Raw genomic sequence first — 16,335 nt, 5'->3', positions numbered from 1 at the left:
GCTCCTTAAAGCTTACGCATTTCACGTTCTACAGAGGACAGGCTCGCCTGGAATGGCTCGCGGGCGAACTGGCGCTCCATGTAATCCAGCAGCGGTTTCGCTTGCCGGGGCAACTCGATGCCCAACACTGGCAGGCGCCAGAGTATGGGCAGTAGACAACAATCGACCAGGCTTTGCTCATCGCTCATGAAACAGGCGAACTCATTGAACAATGGCGAAACACCGGTCAGGCTTTCGCGCAGGGCCTTGCGCGCTTCACTTCGGGCAGCCTCGCTGCTGCGCGAATCGAGCACGCTATCGGCCAAGGCACACCAGTCGCGCTGAATGCGGTGTATCAGCAAACGGCTGTTGCCGCGCGCAACCGGGTATACCGGCATCAGCGGCGGGTGCGGGTAACGCTCCTCGAGGTATTCCATCACCACGGTCGATTCATACAACGCCAGGTCACGGTCGACCAGGGTCGGCACACTGCCATACGGGTTGACCTCGGCCAGCCTGGGCGGCAGGCGCGCCGGATCGACATCGATGACCTGCACGCTGACCCCCTTCTCGGCCAGCACCAGGCGTACCCGATGAGAATAATGGTCAGCGGGGTCGGAATAGCAGGCTAACCTGTTGGTTGCGCCCATGTAGCGGCTCCTCGCACGAGATGCTGTGCAACTTTAAATGAAAACGCGCCCGGGGCATCCTGGCATTTCTGCCAGGCGCCCCGGGCGCGTTCAACAACCAGAAATTACTGCGTGATCAGTGCACGTCCTTCCAGTATTCACGCTTGAGCAAATAGGCGAATACGAAGAAGAAAGCCAGGTACAGCAACACATAGGTACCGATGCGCTGGCTTTCCAGTTTGACCGGGTTGGCCGAATAGGCCAGGAAGGTCACCAGGTTCTTGACCTTCTCGTCGAACTGCTCGGCGGTCAGGGTACCGGATTTCGGCGTAACGGTCAGCTGGTCACAGGCTTCATGGGTAATCGGGCTACCGGTCAACGGGTCGAATTGCTTCTTCCCATCGGTCACCGTCTGCACCTGCTTGCAGCCAATTACCTGGTTGCCCTGCAGGCCGACCAGCACGTTGGGCATGCCGACGTTCGGGAACACCTTGTTGTTCACCCCATAAGGCCGCGAGGGGTCCTCGTAGAAACTGCGCAGGTAGGTGTACAGCCAATCGGTACCACGTACCCTGGCCACCAGGGTCAGGTCGGGCGGCGCGGCACCGAACCAGGTCTTGGCGTCTTCTGGCTTCATGCCGATCTGCATGTGATCACCGATCTTGGCCCCGGTAAACACCAGCTTTTCGAGCATCAGCTCGTGGGGGATGCCCAAGTCATCGGCCACACGCTCGTAGCGTTGGAACTTGGCACTGTGGCAGCCCATGCAATAGTTGGCGAACGTCCGCGCGCCGTCCTGCATGGCGGCCTTGTCGGTCAGGTCGATATCGACCTTGTCCAGTTCCAGCCCGTGTTCGGCAGCGAAGCAAAAGGCAGGCATCAGTGCCAGCAAAAATACTGCAATCAACTTTTTCATCAGCCAGTCACCCTTTCCGGAACCGGTTTGGTCTTCTCGAGCCTTGTGTAGAACGGCATCAACAGGAAGTAGGCGAAGTACAGCACCGTGCACACCTGCGACAACAGCGTGCGCCCAGGTGTCGGTGCCAGCACGCCCAGCACGCCGAGGATGACGAAGGCCACGCAGAACACCAGCAGGAAGAGCTTGCTGATCCAGCCTTTGTAACGCATGGAGCGCACCGGGCTGCGATCGAGCCAGGGCAGTACGAACAGCACCGCGATCGCCGCCCCCATGGCGATCACACCCATCAACTTGTCAGGCACCGCACGCAAGATGGCGTAGAACGGTGTGAAGTACCACACAGGGGCAATATGTTCCGGGGTCTTGAACGCGTTGGCCTGCTCGAAGTTCGGCTTTTCCAGGAAGTAACCGCCCATTTCCGGGAAGAAGAACACCACCGCACAGAACACGAAGAGGAACACCACCACGCCGACAATATCCTTGACGGTGTAGTACGGGTGGAACGGAATGCCATCGAGCGGAATGCCGTTTTCGTCCTTGTTCTTCTTGATGTCGATGCCATCGGGGTTGTTCGAACCCACTTCGTGCAGGGCAAGAATGTGCAGCACCACCAGGCCGAGGATGACGATAGGCAGGGCGACCACATGCAGGGCGAAGAAGCGGTTCAGGGTAATGCCGGAGATCAGGTAGTCACCACGAATCCATTGGGTGAGGTCGCCACCAATCACCGGGATGGCACCGAACAGCGAAATGATGACCTGGGCACCCCAGTAGGACATCTGGCCCCACGGCAGCAGGTAGCCCATGAAGGCCTCGGCCATCAGCGCCAGGTAGATCAACATGCCGAACAGCCAGACCAGCTCGCGGGGCTTCTGGTAGGAGCCGTAGAGCAGGCCGCGGAACATGTGCAGGTAAACCACGATGAAGAACGCCGAAGCACCCGTGGAGTGCAGGTAGCGCAGAATCCAGCCGTATTCGACGTCACGCATAATGTACTCGACCGAGGCGAATGCCTCTTCTGCCGAGGGCGTGAAGCTCATGGTCAGCCACACACCGGTGACGATCTGGTTGACCAGCACCAGTAATGCCAGGGAGCCAAAGAAATACAGGAAGTTGAAGTTCTTGGGCGCGTAATACTTGCTCAGGTGATCTTCCCACATCTTGGTCGCGGGGAAGCGAGCATCAATCCAGTCCATGAACTTGCTCATCATGCTTTCTCCTGGTCGACGCCGATGACGATGATATCGTCCGACTCGTACGAGTGCGGCGGTACGGGCAGGTTGAGTGGCGCCGGCTGCGACTTGTAGACACGCCCAGCCAGGTCGTAGTGGGAGCCGTGGCACGGGCAGAAGTAGCCACCCACCCATTTAGGGCCCAGGTCGGCTGGCGCAACCTCCGGGCGGAAGGTGGGCGAGCAGCCCAGGTGCGTGCACAGGCCGACGAGAATGAGGATTTCCGGCTTGATGGAGCGGACTTCGGGGTCGACATAGGTCGGCTGCACCGAAGATTTGGAATCGGGATCAGACAATTCGCCGGTAATTTTCTTCAGGTTACCGAGGATCTCCTCGGTGCGCCTGACGATGAACACCGGCTGGCCTCGCCACTCGGCTACCATCTGCTGCCCGGCCTCGACCTTGGCGATATTGACCTTCACCGGTGCTCCCGCGGCTTTCGCCTTGGCACTGGGAAACCATGACCCCACGAACGGTACCGCAGCCCCCACTGCTCCCGCTGCCCCGACCACGGATGTCGCGGCTACGAGGAAGCGGCGCCGGCCTGCGTTGACGCCGTCATTGCTCATTCAGTCCTCTCCCATCAGCTTGCTTGGCCTGTTGAACCAGGCCTGTACTTAGGTTGTGTCTGTGGCACTAAAATTTGGTCGCCATGGTAAGAAACAAATCCACACACTGACAAGGGATTAGCCGGGCAAGGGCCCACTACCAGCGCTTTGCTTGATCTGCGTCTATGCGACGAGCGGCCACAGACATGCTGACAGGTTAGTTCAAGGCAAAAAAAAAGCCCGGTTCCAAGGAACCGGGCTCTTTTCGACTGCCGAAGCGGTATTAACGCTTGGAGTACTGAGGACGCTTACGCGCTTTACGCAGACCCACTTTCTTACGCTCGACTTCACGAGCGTCGCGGGTGACGTAGCCAGCACGACGCAGAGCGCCACGCAGGCTTTCGTCGTATTCCATCAGAGCGCGGGTGATACCGTGACGGATCGCACCGGCCTGACCGCTGACACCACCACCGGAAACGGTGACGTAGATGTCGAACTTCTCAACGGTTTCGGTCAGCTCGAGCGGCTGACGAACAACCATGCGAGCGGTTTCGCGACCGAAGAACACGTCCAGAGAACGGTTGTTGATGGAGATGTTACCAGTACCCGGACGCAGGAATACGCGAGCGGTTGCGGTCTTGCGACGGCCAGTGCCGTAATTTTGAGTCGCCGACATAATGAACTATCCCGTTAGATCTTCAGTTCTTGAGGCTGCTGAGCAGTGTGTGGGTGAGCAGCACCCGCGTACACTTTCAGCTTACGGTACATGTCGCGACCCAGCGGGTTCTTAGGCAGCATGCCTTTGACCGCGGTTTCGATAACACGCTCAGGGGCCTTGGCGATCAACTTCTCGAAGTTGATTTCCTTGATACCGCCCGGGAAACCGGAGTGGGAGTAGTACATCTTGTCGGAAGACTTGGCACCAGTCACACGAACCTGTTCAGCGTTGATAACGACGATGTAGTCGCCAGTGTCAACGTGAGGGGTGTATTCTGGTTTGTGTTTGCCACGCAGACGGGTAGCGATTTCGGTAGCCAGACGACCCAGGGTCTGGCCAGCGGCGTCGACTACGAACCACTCGCGCTTTACTGTTTCCGGTTTAGCAGTAAAAGTTTTCATTCTCTAAAGCCTCAGAGGCCGCCCAGCGAAAAATAGACGGCGAATCTTACTGGATAGTGCACAGCTTGCCAAGGGCAAGCGCGCAGCCGAACACTGACGCTTTTGGGGGCTCGGGTCGGGCACGCCAATATTCGACGGGGTTCTTCCTGCGTGATGGTGCATCACTTCCGCCACGCGGAGAGGGGCTGAATTATCCAGATTGCGCGAAAAATTTCAACCTGCTTTGATGAGCTTCCATTGCCAAGGAGTGTTTACCCGATGGAATACCGCCAGCTCGGCCGAACCGACCTCAACGTCAGCGCCCTGTGCCTGGGCACCATGACCTGGGGCGAGCAGAACGACCAGGAAGAGGCTTTCGGCCAAATTGCCCGGGCCAAGGCCGCGGGGATCAACTTCATCGACACGGCCGAAATGTACCCGGTGCCGCCACGTGCGGAAACCTACGCCGCTACCGAGCGCATCATCGGCAACTGGTTCAGGGCCAACGGTGACCGTGATGACTGGGTGCTGGCCAGCAAGGTTGCCGGCCCCGGCAACGGCATCAGCCACATCCGCGATGGCCAGCTCAAGCACAACCGCCAGCACATCGTCGCGGCGCTGGACGAGAGCCTCAAGCGCCTGCAGACCGATCGCATCGACCTGTACCAGCTGCACTGGCCGGAACGCAGCACCAACTTCTTCGGCAAACTGGGCTACCAGCACCTGCCGCACGATCACTTCACGCCGCTGGAAGAAACGCTGGAAGTGCTGGACGACCAGGAGCGGGCGGGCAAGATCCGTCATGTTGGCCTGTCCAACGAAACGCCGTGGGGCACCATGAAATTCCTGCAACTGGCCGAAAGCCGGGGCTGGCCACGGGCGGTATCGATCCAGAACCCGTACAACCTGCTCAACCGCAGCTTCGAGGTGGGCCTGGCGGAAGTCGCCATTCGCGAGCAATGCGGTTTGCTGGCGTACTCGCCGCTGGCATTCGGCATGCTGTCGGGCAAGTACGAGAACGGCGCTCGGCCGGAAAACGCCCGCCTGACCCTGTTCAGCCGCTTTGCCCGCTACTCCAACCCGCAGACCGTGGCCGCCTGCAGCCGCTACGTGCAGCTGGCCCGCGAACACGGCCTGGACCCGGCGCAGATGGCCCTGGCGTTCGTGACGGGCCAGCCGTTCGTGACCAGCAACATCATTGGCGCTACCAGCCTGCAGCAACTGGACAGCAACCTGGCCAGCGCCGAGCTGCACCTGAGCGACGAGCTGCTGGCGGCGATCGAAGCCATTCACCAGGCGCAGCCGAACCCGGCGCCTTGATCAGAGCTGCAAGCTACAAGCTTCAAGCTTCAAGCTTCAAGCTTCAAGCTTCAAGCTTCAAGCTACAAGACAGAGCAGTCCGCATGCTGACCTGCTTTATCTTGAAGCTTGTAGCTTGTAGCTTGACGCTTGCAGCTCGACCAAAAAAATAAGACGATCCAGCCGGTGATTGACCACTCTACCCTATAAGAACAATGACAATGATGTTTACCCAACCCCCCGCGTCGCTGCGGCGCGTCAGCATCCTGGCCATTGACAAGGTGTTCGCTTCGACCTTGATGCAGGCCAAGGACTTCTTCCACCTCGCCAGCCTGCGCTACGGCAAGCAGCTGGGCCTGGGCTTGCAGCCCATGTTCGAGATCCGCCTGGTGAGCCCCGATGGCCTGCCCGTGGACAGCTTCAGCAATGTACAGCTACCGGTCGACGGCGGCCTGGATGACGCCGATGTCATCATCCTGCCAGCCTACTGGGACGACTTCGACAACCTGCTGCAACGCTACCCACAGGTGCTGCCGTGGCTGCGTAACCAGCACGCCCGCGGCGCGGTGCTGTGCGCGGAGGCCAGTGGCGTGTTCTGGCTAGCCGAAAGTGGCCTGCTCGACGGCAAGGAGGCGACCACCTACTGGCGCTTCTTCAGCAGCTTCGCCGAGCGCTTCCCGAAGATCCGCCTGAACCAGGACAAGCACCTGACCGACGCCGACAACATCTATTGCGCTGGCGGCGCCACTTCGGCCTGTGACCTGTACATCTATCTCATCGAGCGTTTCTGCGGGGCCAATGTGGCCCGTGCGGTGTCGCGCGACATCCTCTACGAAGTGCAGCGCAACTACACGCCGGGGCGCATGGGGTTTGGCGGGCAGAAGCTGCATCAGGACCTGATCATCCTGCAGATCCAGCACTGGCTGGAAGAGCACTTCGCGGACAAGTTCCGCTTCGAGGATGTGGCCCGCAACCACGGCATGAGCATCCGCAACTTCATGCGCCGGTTCCAGGGGGCGACCGGCGACAAGCCGCTGCACTACCTGCAACGGCTGCGGATCGAAACGGCCAAGGGGTTGTTGTCGAGCACGCGCAAGAGCATCAAGACCATCAGTTACGAGGTCGGTTACGACGATGCCAGTTTCTTTGCGCGGCTGTTCCGCCAGCATACCGAGTTGTCGCCGAACCAGTACCGGCAGCAGTTCATGCAGGAGGCTTGAGGGCTTCCAGCAGCGGCAAGTTTCTAGCTGCAAGCTACAAGATAAAGCCAAAAGCCGGAGCAGCTCGTGGCCTGCTCCGGCTTTTTCTTGAGGCTTGCAGCTAGAAGCTTGCCGCTGATCTCAGGGCTTGTGCGCCCGGGACAGGAACTCGTGCGACTGCATCTCCAGCAAGCGGCTCAGGGTACGCTGGAACTCGAAGCTCAGGCGCCCACCGGTGTACAGGTCTTTTAGCTCCACCTCGGCCGAGATGATCAGCTTGACATTGCGGTCGTAGAACTCGTCCACCATGTTGATGAAACGCCGCGCGATATCATCGGTGGTCACCCCCATCTGCTCGACATTGCTCAGCAGCACCGCGTGGAAGATCTTGCCCAGCTCGATGTAGTCGTTCTGGCTACGCGGCCCGTCGCACAATGCCCGGAAGTCGAACCAGGCAACGTCGTCGCACGTACGCAAGGCATTGATCGGGCGGTTCTCGATCATCAGCACGTCATTTTCGACCGCCTGGGTGCATTCCGGGGTCAGCGCCTTGAAGCTGGCACGCATGCTTTCGTGCGCTGCCTCATTGAGCGGGTAGTGGAACAGTTCGGCCTGCTCCAGATGACGCAGGCGGTAGTCCACGCCGCTGTCGACGTTCACCACGTCGGTGTACTGCTTGATCATGGCGATGGCCGGCAGGAAACGCGCGCGCTGCAGGCCGTCCTTGTACAAGCCGTCGGGCACGATGTTGGAGGTGGCGACCAGCGACACGCCGTTCTTGAACAGCTCTTCCATCAAGGTGCCGAGGATCATCGCATCGGTAATGTCCGAAACGAAGAACTCGTCGAAGCAGATCACCTTGGCCTCTTCGCTGAAGCGCTTGGCAATGATGGTCAGCGGGTTCTTCTCACCCTTGAGGGTCTTCATTTCCTCGTGCACACGCTTCATGAAGCGGTGGAAGTGGGTGCGCATCTTCTGCTTGAACGGCAGCGCCTCGTAGAAGGTATCGACCAGGTAGGTCTTGCCCCGCCCTACCCCACCCCAGAAGTACAGGCCCTTGACCGGGGTCTGCTCCTTCTTGCCGAACAGCTTGCCGAATACCCCCGGCTTGTTGTTCTGCGCCTGTACCAGGTCGTCGTACAGGCGCTGCAGGTGACGCACAGCAGTTTCCTGCGCCGCGTCATGGAAGAAGTCGGGACGTTTCAGATCTGCTTGATAGCGTTCTAAGGGAGTCATGATTCGTTAGCGAGGCAACAAAAAACGGGCCGTCACTGTAGCGACCGGCCCGCTTTATGGCAATTGGAGTTGCGGCGAATTGCCTCAGTCCTGTTGTGGGGCCAGGGCTTCGTGCAGGCTTCGAATGGCTGCATCCCGCGCTTCAGCGCTGGCGAACTGCGGCCCGTCGGCAACCTGTTCACCGTTGAGCCACAAGCCGAAACCCAGGCCCTCTACACGCACATCGGCCTCAGCACCCTGCTGCAGTTGCTTGCTCACCGCACCTGCACTCTTGCCGTCGGCAAAGCTGCGCGACAACAGCAGTTGCTCACCGTCGGCGGCCAGCAGGCGGAAGCGGAAGCTGCCGTCCTCATCACGGAAGCTGACGAAACGCGCGCTCTTGGCGGCCTTTTTCTTCACTTCGGTACTGGTTTGCACGCTGCTGCGGAACGAGCGCAGGCCAACCGCCTCGCGCAGTTGCTCCAGGAACGGGGTGGCAATCTTGCGGGCCTTGGCGGCCCCCGCCAGCAGGATATCCTCAAGGTCGGCCGGGCGCGCGATCAGCTGGTGGTAGTGCTCGCGTTTTTCCGCCAACTGACCGTCCAGCAACTGGAACAGGCGCTGCTTGGCATCGCCCCAGCCCAGGCCCTGCAACAACTCGTCGCGGAACCCGGCGCACTGTTCTGGCGTAGCGAAGGCCTGGTAGAGGGTGAACAGGTGCGAAGTGTCCGGGTCCTTGGCTTCGCCAGGCGCACGCGAATCGGTCACGATGCGCGAGATGGCGTCTTTCATGTCCTTGGCGCTGGTGAACAACGGAATGGTGTTGTCGTAGCTCTTGGACATCTTGCGCCCGTCCAGGCCCGGCAGGGTCGCCACGCTTTCTTCGATCACCGCCTCTGGCAGGGCGAAGAAGTCCTTGCCTTGGCCGAACAGGTGGTTGAAACGCTGACCGATGTCCCGGGCCATTTCCACGTGCTGGATCTGGTCGCGGCCCACCGGCACCTTGTTGGCATTGAACATCAGGATGTCGGCCGCCATCAGCACCGGGTAGCTGAACAAGCCCATGGTCACGCCGGCATCCGGGTCTTCACCGGCTTCCACGTTCTTGTCCACCGAGGCTTTGTAGGCATGTGCACGGTTGAGCAGGCCCTTGGCCGCAACGCAGGTCAGCAACCAGGTCAACTCGGGGATTTCGGGAATATCGGACTGGCGGTAGAAGGTCACCTTGTCGGCGTCCAGGCCACCGGCCAGCCAGGTGGCGGCGATTTCCAGGCGCGAGCGCTGGATGCGCAGCGGGTCGTCGCACTTGATCAGCGCGTGATAGTCGGCCAGGAAATAGAACGAGTCGACACCGGGCTGCTGGCTGGCACGGATCGCCGGGCGGATGGCGCCGGCGTAGTTGCCCAGGTGCGGAGTGCCGGTGGTGGTGATACCGGTAAGAATGCGCGTGGTCATGGGTGTTCGCTTATTCAGGCTTGGCTCAGTTCGAAAGGCGCGGCAGCAGCAGATCCTTGAGATCGGTCAGCTTGCCATGAAAGAAGTGTCCGCATTCTGCCACTTTCAGCAGCTCATGGGGGCGCGACAGGCTGTCGGACCAATCGTAAACCAGCTGCGGTGCGACCACTTCATCGGCTTCCGGCTGCACCACGGTGATCGGGCATTGCTGTGGCAGGGGGAATTCGTCGGTCAGGCGCATTACCGCTGGGGCAATCATGAACAAGTGCTGCAGGCTCACCCCACCCGCCTCCAGGCGGCCAGCCAGGCTGGTGGCAACGAAGCCGCCGAACGAGAAGCCCATCAGCACCAGCGGCAATTGCGGGTGCTTATCGCGCAGCCAGGCCGCAGCAGCCTCGCCATCGGCCACTTCGCCTGCGCCCATGTCGTGGCTGCCAGCGCTCTGCCCGACGCCCCGGTAGTTGAACCGCAGGGTCACATAGCCGGCGTCACGGGCGGTGCGCTGCAGGGTCGAGACCACCTTGTTGAGCATGGTGCCGCCCTGAACCGGGTTGGGGTGGCAGATCAGCACCGCGCCGCGGGCATCGGCCACGTCCAGGTACAAGGCTTCCAACTGGCCACTGGGGCCATCGATGAACAAGGGGGTTTCGCGGACAAGCAAGGCACTACTCCGTGACCTCGGGGTGGGTCGTTTCGTCTAGGTGAGGAATTCTGTTCTGATTTGCGATCGCTCGCGGTATACAGCGCAGGTCTGAGCCGTTAACGTAAAGCAAAGCCGTTTATAGAGGAAGGACTCGTGGAACTCTCGCTCCTTGTTTGGTTGTTGCCGACCTTGGCCCTGGTCATTGGCGTGGTCGTCGGTTTCGTCGTGGCTCGCCTGCTGCCCAATGCCGCGCCCAGCAGCACGCAGCGCCAGCTGGATGAAATGCAGAAACGCTTCGACAACTACCAGAACGAAGTGGTTACCCACTTCAACAGCACTGCAGTACTGGTCAAGAAGCTGACCCAGAGCTACCAGGATGTCCAGGACCACCTGGCCGACGGTGCCAACACCCTGGCGCTGGACGAACTGACCCGCCAGCGCCTGCTGGCCGCCCTGCACTCCGAAGGTGCGCATGGCCCCCGTGATCGCCTGACCCCGCCGAAGGACACTGCCGAAGTGCCGCGCGATTATGCGCCAAAGGTGCCGAATTCCCCGGGCATGCTCGACGAGAGCTACGGGCTCAAGCGTTGATTCGCTGAACATGAAGAAGGCCTCGCGAGAGGCCTTTTTTGTGGGCAGCCCAGGTACGCCACAGCATTTGAAATCTGCGCAATATCTGTGGGAGCGGGCGTGCCCGCGAACACCGGCGTAGCCGGTGCCAGCCACCGCGCTGGATTCTTCGCGGGCACGCCCGCTCCCACAGGACCCTGCTAAATCAATAAGTTATGTACTGTTCTATGGAACGGCCAGCCCAAACAACCTAGCTGCAAGCCTGCAATGCCTGCTCGACATCCGCCAGCAGGTCTTCCACATCCTCCAACCCCACCGACAAGCGCACCAACCCCTCCGATATCCCGTGATGCGCCCGCTCCTCTGGCGTATAGCTGGAATGGGTCATGCTCGCGGGGTGCTGCGCCAACGATTCGGCATCCCCCAGGCTCACCGCCCGGGCAAACAGCTGCAGTGCGTTCATGAACCTGCGCCCGGCCTCGATGCCACCCTTGAGCTCAAAAGCAATCATCCCGCCCGGCAAACGCATCTGCCGCTGCGCCAGCTCGTATTGGGCGAACGATGGCAAGCCCGGGTAGTGGATAAGCTCGACCTGAGGCTGCCGAGCCAGGAACTGCGCCACCTCCAGTGCGTTGGCGCAGTGGCGGTCCATGCGCAGTGCAAGGGTCTTGATCCCGCGCATCAATAAAGCCGCGTCATGCGGGGACAGCACCGCCCCGGTCATGTCTTTCAGCCCTTCCAGCCGAATGCGGTCGACCAGCGCCTTGCGCCCCACTACCAACCCCGCGGTGATATCACCATGGCCACTGAGGTACTTGGTCGCCGAATGCACCACCAGGTCCGCCCCCAACGCCAATGGCCGCTGCAGGTAGGGCGTGCAATAGGTGTTGTCGACCACGATATGCAAGTCATGCCCACGGGCCACCTCGGCGACCGCCGCGATATCCACCAGCTGCATGGTGGGATTGGCTGGCGTTTCAAAGTAGATCATGCGTGTCTTGCGGGTGATGGACGCCCTTAAAGCCTTGGCGTCATTGAGGTCGACGTGACGGACCTTCACCCCGAACTGGCCAATGCCGTGATGCAGGAACGCAAAGGTGCACCCATACAAGGTATGCCCCACGATCAGTTCGTCGCCGGGGCGCAGCAGGGTCCAGATCGTCGAGGTAATCGCGCCCATCCCCGACGCCAGCGCCAAGCCTGCCTCACCACCCTCCAGCGAAGCCATGCGCTCCTCCAGCAGCGCCAACGTGGGGTTGGAGATGCGGCTGTAGAAATGCCCTGCCACGTCCCCGGCAAAGCACGCTGCGCCGTGTTCAACATTGGGAAAGGCATAGGTGGCGGTCTGGTAAACCGGCGGCACCAGCGCGCCACTATGGGACAGCGGGTCGTAGCCGTGGTGGATGGCTCGCGTGGAAAAACCGGTGTTGTTATGGGAGTCGCGCATGGCAACAGCCTCTTATGGTTTGCTATAAGCTTATGCCACCGAGCTGCCCGAATTTTTCCAAAGTAGCCCACACAGCGGCCTGCTTGGTGGAAAGAAAACAACAATCAAACAAGCAGGAGGGCAAAACATGCCTTCGAGCCTCGATCGCACCGACCGCGCCTTGCTGGCCGCCCTGCAGGACAACGCCCGCCTCACCGTTGCCGAACTCGCCGATCAGGTGGCACTGACCACCTCGCCCTGCTGGCGCCGCGTCAAACTGCTGGAGGACAACGGCTACATCACCGGTTACCAGGCCGTGCTCTCGCCCAAGTCACTGGGCTTCGGCGTCACTGCATTTGTCAGCATCATGATGGACTCGCACACCAAGGACATGGCCCTGGCGTTCGAGCAGCGGCTGATGGAAATTCCCGAAATCGTCGCCTGCCACAACATCTCTGGGCGCTACGACTTTCTGCTGGAGATTCTGGCGAGGGACCTGGAATCGTTCGGCGAATTCACCCGCGAGGTGCTGCAGCGGTTGCCGGGGGTGAAGGAGATCTATTCGAGTTTTTCCTACAAGGCCGTCAAGGAGCGCCGGGTAATTCCTGTATCGGAACACCACATCTGAACGGCAAGCACGCCCCCCTGGCGCATCACCAGGCGTGAGACAACCTGCACAAAAAAACCCCGCCGGAGCGGGGTTTTTGGTAGTGCAGGCCAGCGCTTAGATCGCACCACGCTGACGCAGTACGTCCAACACCTGTTTAACGCCTTCGTCCACGCTGGTGGCCTGGGTGTCGATCACCAGGTCGGCATCCAGCGGCACATCGAACGGGAAGCTTTCACCCGGGATGTTGTCGCCACCGGCAGCGTACAGGCCCTGTGGGTCACGCTCGCGGCAAACCAGTGGGGACGCCTGCACGTAAACCGTTACCAGGCGATCCTTGCCGATCAGCGCCTTGGCCTGTTCGCGGCCTTCGGCATCCGGGGCCACGAACGCTGCCAGGGTCAGCATGCCGGCTTCGTTGAACTGGCGCGCCACATGGGCGGCACGGCGCCAGTTTTCGGTGCGGCCAGCGCGGTCCTGCGGCAGGCCCTTGTTCAGGTCATGGCGCAGGTTCTGCCCGTCGAGCACGTACACTGCACGGCCCATGTCGAACAGTTTGCGCTCAACGGCATAGGCCAGGGTGCTCTTGCCGGCGCCAGAAAGGCCACTGAACAGCACGGTGGCTGGCTGCTGACCGAAACGCAGGGCGCGCTCCTCGGTAGACACGTGGGCCTGTTTGCCATGCTGGCCGGTGCTGCCATGCGGCAAGACTGGCTGGGCGATGATCATGCCGGCGCCGACGGTGCCGTTGGTCAGGCGGTCGATGACGATGAACGCACCGGTTGTGCGGTTGCTTTCGTAACCGTCCAGGGCAATGGCGCTGTCCAGGGATACCTTGACGCGGCCAATCTCGTTCAGCTGCAGGGCGCTGGCGGCGTCCTTCTCGAGGGTGTTCACATCAACCTTGTGGGTGATGCTGGCAATCGAGCCCGGCACGTAGCTGGTGGCGCGCTTGATGTCGTACTTTTTGCCCGGGAGCATCGGCTCTTCGGCCATCCACACCAGCATGGCGTCGAACTGGTCAGTGACCGGCGGCACGTTGTCGGCATGCACCAGCAGGTCGCCACGGGAGATGTCGATCTCATCTTCCATGGTCAGGGTCACGGCCTGGCCTGGGCCGGCGCTTTCCAGTTCACCTTCATAGGTGACGATGGACTTGACCCGGCTGCTCTTGCCCGACGGCAGCACGACAATTTCGTCGCCCTTGTGCACCACGCCGCTGGCGAGGGTGCCGGCAAAACCGCGGAAGTTCAGGTTCGGCCGGTTGACGTACTGCACCGGGAAACGCAGGTCGGTGAAGTTGCGGTCAGCCGACACTTCGACGGTTTCGAGGATTTCCATCAGGGTCGGGCCGGTGTACCACGGCGATTGCTCGCTGTGGTTGACCACGTTGTCACCCTTGAGCGCCGACATCGGCACGAAGTGCAGGCTGCTTGGGGTCAGGTTGATGGCTTCGGCGAACTTCAGGTAGTCCGCCTTGATGGCCTCGAAGACGCCTTCATCGAAGCCCTTCAGGTCCATCTTGTTGACCGCGACCACGATGTGCTTGATGCCCAGCAGCGACGCGATGTAGCTGTGGCGGCGGGTCTGGGTCTGCACGCCATAGCGGGCATCGACCAGGATGATCGCCAGGTCACAGGTGGATGCGCCGGTGGCCATGTTGCGGGTGTACTGTTCGTGGCCCGGGGTGTCGGCGATGATGAACTTGCGCTTGGCGGTGGAGAAATAGCGGTAGGCGACATCGATGGTGATGCCCTGCTCACGCTCGGCCTGCAGGCCGTCTACCAGCAGCGCCAGGTCGACCTCTTCGCCGGTGGTGCCAGACTTTTTCGAATCGCGGGTGATGGCCTCGAGGTGGTCCTCGTAGATCATCTTGGAGTCGTGCAACAGGCGCCCGATCAGGGTGCTCTTGCCGTCATCCACGTTGCCGCAGGTGAGGAAACGCAGCAGTTCTTTACGCTCGTGCTGAGCCAGGTAGGCGAGGATGTCCTCGCTGATCAGATCGGATTGATGACTCATTGCATTCAAGCTCCAAGCTGTAAGCTTCAAGCAGCAAGCTTGTCGGCGTACAGCTAGTTAGAAATTTTGTTGATCAACCCAGCAAGCATTCTGGATAGCTCACGGGTTTCAGTTATCCAGTCGTTGGCCAATTCGGCAGGCAAATAACCAATTTCACCGGCGATGATCAGTTGGGTCCGCAGTTCTGCGCAGGAAGCCTTCGCCACGCTCAGGAACCATGCTTTCTCCCGCATTCCTCTGCGCTCCATTCCCTCAGCGATATTGGAGGGGATTGAAACGGCTGCTCGAGTGATTTGGGACCTGAATCCAAAATCCCGACACCCAGCAAATGCCCGATATATCTCAACGGCTAAATTTTTACTTCTCTGCCAAACCAGCAACTTCTCAAAACCCACTGCAGGCACTCCCTGTGCGCCCGCAATGCAGGCGGCAGTCCACAAAAATCAGAAACTACTCGCTCCGCTTCTGTCTTGCAGCTTGCCGCTTGTAACTTGAAGCTTAGAAATAACCCTGACGTTTCTTGTCTTCCATGGAACCGGCGCCATCGTGGTCGATGACCCGGCCCTGGCGCTCGGAAGTGCGCGTCAGGAGCATTTCCTGAATGATGTCGGTGAGCGTTTCGGCCTCCGACTCGACAGCGCCCGTGAGCGGGTAGCAGCCGAGGGTACGGAAACGCACCTTCTTCTTGACGATGCGGGCCTTTTCTTCCTCGGAGAGGTGTTCGAGGATGCGCTCGTCGTCGATCATGATCAGGGTGCCGTTCTTCTCGATGACTTCACGCTCGGCAGCGAAGTACAGCGGCACGATCGGGATGCCTTCGAGGTAGATGTACTGCCAGATGTCCAGTTCGGTCCAGTTCGACAGCGGGAAGACGCGGATCGACTCACCTTTGTTGACCTTGCCGTTGTACACGTTCCACAGCTCGGGGCGCTGGTTCTTCGGGTCCCAGCGGTGCTTGCTGTCACGGAACGAGTACACACGCTCCTTGGCCCGCGACTTCTCTTCGTCGCGGCGAGCACCACCGAAGGCGGCGTCGAAACCATGCTTGTCCAGCGCCTGTTTCAGGCCCTGGGTCTTCATGATGTCGGTGTGCTTGGAGCTGCCATGGGTGAACGGGTTGATGCCCTGCGCCACACCTTCGGGGTTGACGTGGGTGATCAGCTCCAGGCCCATTTCCTCGACCATCTTGTCGCGGAACCTGTACATCTCCTGGAATTTCCACTGGGTGTCGACGTGCATGACCGGGAACGGCAGCTTGCCCGGGAAAAAGGCCTTGCGCGCCAGGTGCAGCATCACGGCGGAATCCTTGCCGATCGAGTACAGCATCACCGGGTTGTCGAACTCGGCGGCCACCTCGCGGATGATGTGGATGCTTTCCGCCTCCAGCTGTTTCAAGTGCGTCAGTTTGTCGACCATGGCTACTCACGAAAAACGATCTTATGGACGGCCTGCGGGCCGTGTTCGAGCGGATCACTGTATCACAGCGGCTGCTTCTAT

Annotated in this window: 17 protein-coding genes; 4 read left to right on the top strand and 13 right to left on the bottom strand. The window is 60.5% G+C overall.

Going from position 1 to position 16,335, the window contains the following annotated elements:
- Window positions 1-5: 5 nt before the first annotated feature.
- The 6 genes from EGJ22_RS08530 to rplM all read right to left on the bottom strand — a co-directional run bounded on the left by EGJ22_RS08530 (window position 6) and on the right by rplM (window position 4,426).
- Window positions 6-629, bottom strand: a complete 624-nt coding sequence (locus EGJ22_RS08530; RefSeq protein WP_009684431.1) for a glutathione S-transferase N-terminal domain-containing protein — start codon at window positions 627-629, stop codon at window positions 6-8.
- Between the two features lie 115 nt (window positions 630-744).
- Window positions 745-1,524: a cytochrome c1 gene (locus EGJ22_RS08525; protein WP_029886542.1), complete on the bottom strand. Its 780-nt coding sequence runs from the start codon at window positions 1,522-1,524 to the stop codon at window positions 745-747.
- On the bottom strand, window positions 1,524-2,735 hold the full coding sequence (locus tag EGJ22_RS08520; RefSeq protein WP_029886541.1) for a cytochrome bc complex cytochrome b subunit: 1,212 nt from the start codon (window positions 2,733-2,735) through the stop codon (window positions 1,524-1,526). The genes EGJ22_RS08525 and EGJ22_RS08520 overlap by 1 nt, the downstream gene beginning before the upstream one ends.
- The gene (petA, locus tag EGJ22_RS08515) at window positions 2,735-3,328 is read right to left on the bottom strand and encodes a ubiquinol-cytochrome c reductase iron-sulfur subunit (RefSeq protein ID WP_009684434.1); all 594 of its coding nucleotides are present in this window, start codon (window positions 3,326-3,328) and stop codon (window positions 2,735-2,737) included. The genes EGJ22_RS08520 and petA overlap by 1 nt, the downstream gene beginning before the upstream one ends.
- 262 nt (window positions 3,329-3,590) lie before the next feature.
- Window positions 3,591-3,983 (bottom strand): 30S ribosomal protein S9, encoded by a 393-nt coding sequence (gene rpsI, locus EGJ22_RS08510; protein WP_125920181.1) that lies wholly within the window; start codon window positions 3,981-3,983, stop codon window positions 3,591-3,593.
- Between the two features lie 14 nt (window positions 3,984-3,997).
- Window positions 3,998-4,426 (bottom strand): 50S ribosomal protein L13, encoded by a 429-nt coding sequence (gene rplM, locus EGJ22_RS08505; RefSeq protein WP_003251819.1) that lies wholly within the window; start codon window positions 4,424-4,426, stop codon window positions 3,998-4,000.
- A gap of 258 nt (window positions 4,427-4,684) precedes the next feature.
- Between rplM and EGJ22_RS08500 the strand changes: the two genes are divergently transcribed.
- Window positions 4,685-5,725: an NADP(H)-dependent aldo-keto reductase gene (locus EGJ22_RS08500; protein WP_029886540.1), complete on the top strand. Its 1,041-nt coding sequence runs from the start codon at window positions 4,685-4,687 to the stop codon at window positions 5,723-5,725.
- Window positions 5,726-6,003: 278 nt separating this feature from the next.
- On the top strand, window positions 6,004-6,924 hold the full coding sequence (locus EGJ22_RS08495; RefSeq protein WP_172828420.1) for a GlxA family transcriptional regulator: 921 nt from the start codon (window positions 6,004-6,006) through the stop codon (window positions 6,922-6,924).
- 120 nt (window positions 6,925-7,044) lie between these two features.
- On the opposite strand, the gene zapE is transcribed toward EGJ22_RS08495, so the two are convergent.
- From zapE to EGJ22_RS08480, 3 genes are all read right to left on the bottom strand, one after another.
- Window positions 7,045-8,139 carry a cell division protein ZapE gene (zapE, locus tag EGJ22_RS08490; RefSeq protein WP_029886538.1) on the bottom strand — a complete coding sequence of 365 codons (1,095 nt, stop codon included), beginning with the start codon at window positions 8,137-8,139 and terminating at the stop codon, window positions 7,045-7,047.
- An 84-nt stretch (window positions 8,140-8,223) separates the two neighbouring features.
- Entirely contained in the window at window positions 8,224-9,573 is a 1,350-nt protein-coding gene (locus EGJ22_RS08485; RefSeq protein WP_029886537.1) for a tryptophan--tRNA ligase, read from the bottom strand.
- A 25-nt stretch (window positions 9,574-9,598) separates the two neighbouring features.
- Window positions 9,599-10,234: an alpha/beta hydrolase gene (locus EGJ22_RS08480; protein WP_029886536.1), complete on the bottom strand. Its 636-nt coding sequence runs from the start codon at window positions 10,232-10,234 to the stop codon at window positions 9,599-9,601.
- 135 nt (window positions 10,235-10,369) lie between these two features.
- Here EGJ22_RS08480 and EGJ22_RS08475 point away from each other — a divergent pair, with 135 nt between their 5' ends.
- Entirely contained in the window at window positions 10,370-10,807 is a 438-nt protein-coding gene (locus EGJ22_RS08475; protein ID WP_009684440.1) for a YhcB family protein, read from the top strand.
- Window positions 10,808-11,036: 229 nt separating this feature from the next.
- On the opposite strand, the gene EGJ22_RS08470 is transcribed toward EGJ22_RS08475, so the two are convergent.
- Entirely contained in the window at window positions 11,037-12,233 is a 1,197-nt protein-coding gene (locus EGJ22_RS08470) for a methionine gamma-lyase (protein ID WP_029887198.1), read from the bottom strand.
- A gap of 127 nt (window positions 12,234-12,360) precedes the next feature.
- Here EGJ22_RS08470 and EGJ22_RS08465 point away from each other — a divergent pair, with 127 nt between their 5' ends.
- A complete protein-coding gene (locus EGJ22_RS08465) occupies window positions 12,361-12,840 on the top strand; it encodes an Lrp/AsnC family transcriptional regulator (RefSeq protein ID WP_009684443.1) in 480 nt (159 codons plus the stop codon).
- A gap of 96 nt (window positions 12,841-12,936) precedes the next feature.
- Here EGJ22_RS08465 and cysN read toward each other — a convergent pair whose 3' ends face one another.
- The 3 genes from cysN to cysD all read right to left on the bottom strand — a co-directional run bounded on the left by cysN (window position 12,937) and on the right by cysD (window position 16,254).
- The gene (gene cysN / locus EGJ22_RS08460) at window positions 12,937-14,838 is read right to left on the bottom strand and encodes a sulfate adenylyltransferase subunit CysN (RefSeq protein ID WP_029887199.1); all 1,902 of its coding nucleotides are present in this window, start codon (window positions 14,836-14,838) and stop codon (window positions 12,937-12,939) included.
- Window positions 14,839-14,891: 53 nt separating this feature from the next.
- Window positions 14,892-15,233 carry a four helix bundle protein gene (locus EGJ22_RS08455; protein WP_029887200.1) on the bottom strand — a complete coding sequence of 114 codons (342 nt, stop codon included), beginning with the start codon at window positions 15,231-15,233 and terminating at the stop codon, window positions 14,892-14,894.
- A gap of 103 nt (window positions 15,234-15,336) precedes the next feature.
- Entirely contained in the window at window positions 15,337-16,254 is a 918-nt protein-coding gene (gene cysD, locus EGJ22_RS08450) for a sulfate adenylyltransferase subunit CysD (protein WP_009684445.1), read from the bottom strand.
- Window positions 16,255-16,335 lie beyond the last annotated feature (81 nt).

Source organism: Pseudomonas sp. p99-361, assembly GCF_003935475.1.
In the GTDB taxonomy this organism is placed as follows: Bacteria; Pseudomonadota; Gammaproteobacteria; order Pseudomonadales; family Pseudomonadaceae; genus Aquipseudomonas; species Aquipseudomonas juntendi.
The sequence above is the reverse complement of the archived record's forward strand: the minus strand, read 5'-3'. Positions and strand labels throughout refer to the sequence as shown.